We start from the raw sequence: 5,731 nt of genomic DNA on the forward strand, positions 1-5,731 counted from the left end.
CTCTGCGCCGGGCTGCTGTGGTCGGCCGGTCTGTGCTTTGCAGCGAGTCACGGCGGCAAGTTGCTGGGTGACAAGCTGCTGCGCTACTCCTACATGGCATCGGCGGCGATCTTCTGCTATTTCGCGGTTTACGTGATCGTATCCGGTTATAACGAGTTCGTTGGCTCCGGGGCTGCCGACCAGTTGCACGCCTTGTGACATTGCGAATCGGGTTTGGCTTCTATACTCAGCAGCCGAACCCCTCTTTTTGTTCCAGGAGTCGAGTCATGGATGAGCAAAAACGCGTCGAAGTGGCTGAACCTCGCTTCGAACATGGACACTTCCTGCTGATCGCAGGTTTTCGTGGTCGATTTACCCAGGACACTGCCAAGGACATCCCCGCACTGTGGGAAAAGTTCTTGCCGCATCTGGGAAAGATTCAGGGACAAAAAAACGAAGTGACCTACGGCGTCTGCAGCAATTTTGATGGCCAGGGTGGCTTCGATTACATCGCCGGGGTGGAAATCAGCAAGCTCGATGACCTGGACCAGAAGGTCTACCAGTGGGTCGAAGTGCTGCCCCGGCAATACGCCGTGTTCGAGCACAAGGGACCGCTCGATCAGCTGCCGCAGACCCTGCAATACATCTACAAGACCTGGCTGCCGACCTCCCACTACGTGGAGCTCAATGCCCCGGAACTGGAACGCTACAGCGCCGATTTCAATCCGCGACTGCACACCGGCAAACTGGAAATATGCGTGCCGGTCGATACCAAGGCCTGAGTCAACCAGCATGAGGCGGATCACTGATCCGCCTCATGCCGTTCAACCGCGCTTGCCCTTGGACACCCGTCGCGCCCGCAACAGGTCGATGCCCAAGGTGATAAAGCCGAACGTACTGATGCCCAACACCATCAACAGGCCGATTTCAACGCTGCTCATAAGCGGTTTCCCCCAAGGGTGATCAGAGACACCCCTGAGAAATAGCCCGCCCCGAACCCGAAGAAAAGCGCTTATACGCAAGCTTTACGCCGCCCGCGCAGATCGATATGCATGCCTTATTCCTTTATGCTTTCGGCACTTTCTTCTGCTGATTTCCGAGCTGCCATGAACACCGTCATCCGCAACGTCACCGCCGCCGACCTGGACCGCTGCTACGCCATCGAAACCGTGGCCTACGAAGGCGACGAAGCCGCCACCCGCGAGAAGATCGCCACGCGCATCGCCACCTGGCCGGACGGCTTCATCGTCGCTGAGGTGGACGGTGTGGTCGCCGGTTTTATCAACTCGGGTGCGGCGTTTGAGGTGCAGATGTCGGACGAGGCGTTCAAGGAACTGATCGGCCACGACCCGCAAGGGCCGAACGTGGTGATCATGTCGGTAGTGGTGCACCCGGACTACCAGGGCCAGGGTCTGGCCAAACGCCTGATGGCCGAGTTCATCGAGCGCATGCGCGGGCTGGATAAAGCGACGATTCATCTGATGTGCAAGGAACAGCACATTCCGCTGTATGCCGGTTTCGGCTTTGCCTACATCAAACCGTCGGAGTCCGACCACGGCGGCATGGCGTGGCACGAGATGATCCTCACCCTCTGAACCTGACTCAAACTCCCCTGTAGGAGCTGCCGAAGGCTGCGATCTTTTGATCTTGATCTTCTCAACAGCAAGATCAAAAGATCGCAGCCTTCGGCAGCTCCTACAAAGGGTTTGGGGGTGGGTCAGTAGAGGGTGTCGATTACCCGTTTTGGCGCTTCACGGTCGTAGGTCTCGGCATCGAATTGCCCGTCGTTCAGGCGCTTGTGGAAGGCGCCGGCAGAGGGCAGGGCCGAGCGTGGCAGGTGCGTTTCGGGGTTCCACGCATCCGAACGCACAAACGCTTTCGAACAGTGGAAAAACGCCGCTTCCACCGTCACCAGCAACACGGTTTTCGCCGGTTTGCCGTTTACCGCAAAGCTCTCCAGCAGTCCCGGTTCAGCGCTGATTTGCGCGGTGCCGTTGACCCGTAATGTCTCGCCGATCCCCGGAATGATGAACAACAGCGACACCCGTGGATCCTGCAGCACATTGCGCAGGGTATCGATGCGGTTGTTGCCCGGGCGATCCGGCAGGGCCAGGGTGTTGCGGTCGATGATCCGCACGAACCCCGGCGCATCGCCACGGGGCGAATTGTCCAGGCCGTCGGCGCCCACCGAGCTGACGATCACCAGCGGCGAGACCCGCACCATCGCCTGATAATCCTCGTTGAGAAAACCGATCTGCTTACGCACCGCGCGGTCGTGGGGCAGGCCGTAAATAGCTTCCAGTGCTTCGATTGAATCGATCATCTTCTCTCCCTCGATGATTTCAGAAAAACAGCCCCATGCGCCGCTCGTAACCGATCCGGCCCTTGTACGCTTCGCCGCTGTCGACAAAACCGTATTGGGCGTACAGCGCAATCGCCGCGTCGTTATCAGCGTCCACCGACAGTTCCAGCCCTTTGATTTCCGGCCACGCTTCACGCGCCACGGCGGGCAGCGCCTGCAGGCAGGCCTTGCCGTAACCCTTGCCCTGCGCGCGGTGATCGACCTGCAAGGCGTGCAGGGTGGCGCTGTGTTCATCGGCCCAGGCCGGCAACACCGGTGGGCGCTTGAGCAGCAGAAAAGCCACCGGCACCTGATCGGCCAGCAGCGCGAAGCCCTTCACGCCGGGGCCGGGTCTGGACAGCAGCGTGTGCAGCGCGCCGTGAATGTCACCGGAGAATTTGATCTGCTCGGGATGGATCTCAATCGCCTCGACCTGCTGGCGCTGCAAGGCGTTCAGGCTGTCGTACGGCACGAGTTGGGCTGACACGGGAATTTCCTTTTTCCTACAAAGATGAGCCTCGGATTCTAGCGAGTTTGTCTTCGGCGGAAATTATTTGTTTCGTCTGTCGATTGGCTCGTTGGCCGGACGACTAAGGGTGTCTTCACCACAAAAAACACGGAGAACACCATGAGCGCACAGACTGAAATCCAGACCCTGATCAACACCTACCGCGACGCGGTGATGACCAAGAACGTTGACAAGGTGATGACGTTGTACACCGACGATATCGTCTCCTTCGATGCGATCAAGGCCCTGCAATTCAAGGGCAAAGCGGCCTACCGTGCACATTGGGAAGCCTGCATGGAGATGTGTTCCGGCCCGCACGTTTTCGAGTTTCACGAGATCGCCATCGAGACCGCCGACAACCTCGCCTTCGCCCACTGGGTAACGCATTGCGGCGGCACCAACGACAAGGGCGAAACCCAGAGCTGCTGGATGCGCGCCACCGCGTGCTATCGGCAGGTCGGCGGGACGTGGAAAATCGCCCACGAGCACTGGTCGGCACCGTTCGATCCGATGAGCGGCGCCACGCTGTTCGATGTACAACCCTGATCTTCAGCCATAGTTGATCCGTTCGAATCAGGAGAAAACCATGAAGTATCTATGCCTGGTCTACAGCGACGAGCGCTTGCTGCACACGTCGCCCGACAGCCCGGAAGACGCCGAGTGCTGGGCCTATGCCGAGTCAATTCAGGGCAGCGGGCGGATGGTCGCGGCCGAAGCGCTGGAGTCGGTACAGACCGCCACCACGGTGCGCATGCGCAACGGCAAGCTGTCGATCACTGATGGTCCGTTCGCTGAAACCAAGGAGCAACTGGCCGGGTTTTACCTGATCGATGCCAAGGATCTGAACGAAGCGATCCAGGTCGCCGGCCACATTCCGGCGGCCCGGGTCGGCAGCGTCGAAGTGCGTCCGGTGCGGCAGTTGAATGTCTGAGGTCAGGGCGCGGGTCGAGCAGGTCTATCGCGAAGACTCGCGGCGGATCCTGGCGACGCTGATTCGCCTGCTCGGCGATTTCGACCTCGCCGAAGAAGCCTTGCACGAGGCGTTCTTCGTCGCGGTCGAGCGCTGGCAGCGCGACGGCGTGCCTGACAACCCGCGCACCTGGCTGGTGTCCACCGGGCGCTTCAAGGCCATTGATGTGTTGCGCCGCCGGGCCCGTTTCAAGGCCTCGCAGCCGCTGTTGCGGGCGCAGCTCGAAGAACTGGAACAGGCCGACTGGAGTGGCGAAGACGTGGAAGACGACCGTCTGCGGCTGATCTTCACCTGCTGTCACCCGGCGCTGGCGGCGGATGCGCAGGTGCCGCTGACCCTGCGGGAAGTCTGCGACCTGACCACCGAGGAAATCGCCCGGGCGTTTCTTTCCGCACCGGCGGCGATTGCCCAGCGCATCGTGCGGGCCAAGGCCAAGATCCGCGATGCGAAAATCCCTTATCAGGTGCCGAGCCTGAACGAGTTGCCGGAGCGCCTCGACAGTGTGTTGCGGGTGATTTATCTGGTGTTCAACGAAGGCTATTCGGCGTCGATGGGCACCGAGTTGATTCGTGAAGACCTGACCCGCGAGGCGATCAGGCTCGGGCGTTTGCTCATGGAATTGCTGCCGGAGCCGGAAGTCATGGGCCTGCTGGCGTTGATGCTGCTGCATGAGTCGCGGCGACCGGCGCGGACCTCCGCGCAAGGGGAGTTGATCCTGCTCGACGATCAGGACCGCTCGCGCTGGGATGCCGGGTTGATCGCCGAGGGTTGTGCGCTGATCGAACGTGCGCTGAGCACGCGGCGTTTCGGGCCTTATTGTCTGCAAGCGGCGATTGCAGCGGTGCATGCCGAGGCGCCATCAGCGGCGGATACGGATTGGCAGCAGATCGTTGGCCTGTACGACGTGCTGTTGCGCGCGGTGCCGTCGCCGGTGATCGAGTTGAACCGTGCAGTGGCGGTGGCCAAGCGCGACGGAGCGTTGGCGGGATTGGCGCTGATCGAAGGGATTCTTGATCGCGGCGAATTGCAGGATTACCACCTCGCGCATTCGGCGCGGGCGGAGTTTTGTCGGCAACTGGGTCGGGTGGAGCAGGCGAGGGCGGCGTACCTGCGAGCACTGGAACTGACCCGGCAGGAGCCGGAGCGGCGGTTTATCGAGGCGCGGCTGACGCAATTGGATTGATCTGAAATCTTCGGTGGCAGTGCCGACCCCTTCGCGGGCAAGCCCGCTCCCACAGTGTCCGTGGTGTACACAAAACCTGTGACCACCGCAGATCCCTGTGGGAGCGGGCTCGCCCGCGAAGAGGTCAGTCCAGCCCCCAGCAAACCATCAGGCCTGCTGCCGGGTCGCTGCCCGCACACAAAATCTGTGACCACCGCAGATCCCTGTGGGAGCGGGCTTGCCCGCGAAGAGGCCAGCCCAGCCCCCATCAAACCATCAGGCCTGCTGCCACATTGCTGCCCGCACACAAATCTGTGACCACCGCAGAACCCTGTGGGAGCGGGCTTGCCCGCGAAGAGGCCAGCCCAGCCCCCATCAAACCATCAGGCCTGCTGCCACATTGCTGCCCGCACACAAATCTGTGACCACCGCAGAACCCTGTGGGAGCGGGCTCGCCCGCGAAGAGGTCAGTCCAGCCCCCAGCAAACCATCAGGCCTGCTGCCGGGTCGCTGCCCGCACACAAAATCTGTGACCACCGCAGAACCCTGTGGGAGCGGGCTTGCCCGCGAAGAGGCCAGCCCAGCCCCCATCAAACCATCAGGCCTGCTGCCGGGACGCTGCCCGCACACAAAATCTGTGACCACCGCAGAACCCTGTGGGAGCGGGCTTGCCCGCGAAGAGGCCAGTCCCGCCACCAGCAAACTATCAGGCCTGCTGCCGGGTCGCTGCCCGCACACAAAATCTGTGACCACCGCAGAACCCTGTGGGAG

General features: G+C 61.4%; 7 protein-coding genes and 1 pseudogene. 6 read left to right on the plus strand and 2 right to left on the minus strand.

Annotation, left to right across the window (positions count from 1 at the left end; genetic code table 11):
• The 3 genes and pseudogenes from DBR18_RS26870 to DBR18_RS26880 all read left to right on the plus strand — a co-directional run.
• Positions 1–198: pseudogene (locus DBR18_RS26870) on the plus strand (LysE family translocator); the annotation flags it as partial.
• 68 nt (positions 199–266) lie between these two features.
• A complete protein-coding gene (locus tag DBR18_RS26875) occupies positions 267–761 on the plus strand; it encodes a GyrI-like domain-containing protein (protein WP_007969356.1) in 495 nt (164 codons plus the stop codon).
• Between the two features lie 324 nt (positions 762–1,085).
• Complete coding sequence (locus DBR18_RS26880; protein WP_108592605.1) at positions 1,086–1,574, plus strand: GNAT family N-acetyltransferase; 489 nt, start codon at positions 1,086–1,088, stop codon at positions 1,572–1,574.
• 122 nt (positions 1,575–1,696) lie between these two features.
• Here the strand turns inward: DBR18_RS26880 and DBR18_RS26885 are convergent, their stop codons facing one another.
• A complete protein-coding gene (locus tag DBR18_RS26885) occupies positions 1,697–2,302 on the minus strand; it encodes a pyridoxamine 5'-phosphate oxidase family protein (protein WP_108592606.1) in 606 nt (201 codons plus the stop codon).
• A gap of 19 nt (positions 2,303–2,321) precedes the next feature.
• Positions 2,322–2,807, minus strand: a complete 486-nt coding sequence (locus DBR18_RS26890) for an N-acetyltransferase (RefSeq protein WP_108592608.1) — start codon at positions 2,805–2,807, stop codon at positions 2,322–2,324.
• Between the two features lie 141 nt (positions 2,808–2,948).
• Between DBR18_RS26890 and DBR18_RS26895 the strand changes: the two genes are divergently transcribed.
• Genes DBR18_RS26895 through DBR18_RS26905 form a run of 3 tightly spaced genes read left to right on the plus strand, consistent with a single transcriptional unit; the run spans position 2,949 to position 4,981 of the window.
• On the plus strand, positions 2,949–3,374 hold the full coding sequence (locus DBR18_RS26895; RefSeq protein WP_108592609.1) for a nuclear transport factor 2 family protein: 426 nt from the start codon (positions 2,949–2,951) through the stop codon (positions 3,372–3,374).
• 40 nt (positions 3,375–3,414) lie between these two features.
• Positions 3,415–3,759, plus strand: a complete 345-nt coding sequence (locus DBR18_RS26900; RefSeq protein ID WP_003227360.1) for a YciI family protein — start codon at positions 3,415–3,417, stop codon at positions 3,757–3,759.
• Positions 3,752–4,981, plus strand: a complete 1,230-nt coding sequence (locus tag DBR18_RS26905; RefSeq protein ID WP_108592611.1) for an RNA polymerase sigma factor — start codon at positions 3,752–3,754, stop codon at positions 4,979–4,981. The genes DBR18_RS26900 and DBR18_RS26905 overlap by 8 nt, the downstream gene beginning before the upstream one ends.
• Positions 4,982–5,731: the final 750 nt, after the last annotated feature.

The organism is Pseudomonas sp. HMWF021, from assembly GCF_003061005.1.
In the GTDB taxonomy this organism is placed as follows: Bacteria; Pseudomonadota; Gammaproteobacteria; order Pseudomonadales; family Pseudomonadaceae; genus Aquipseudomonas.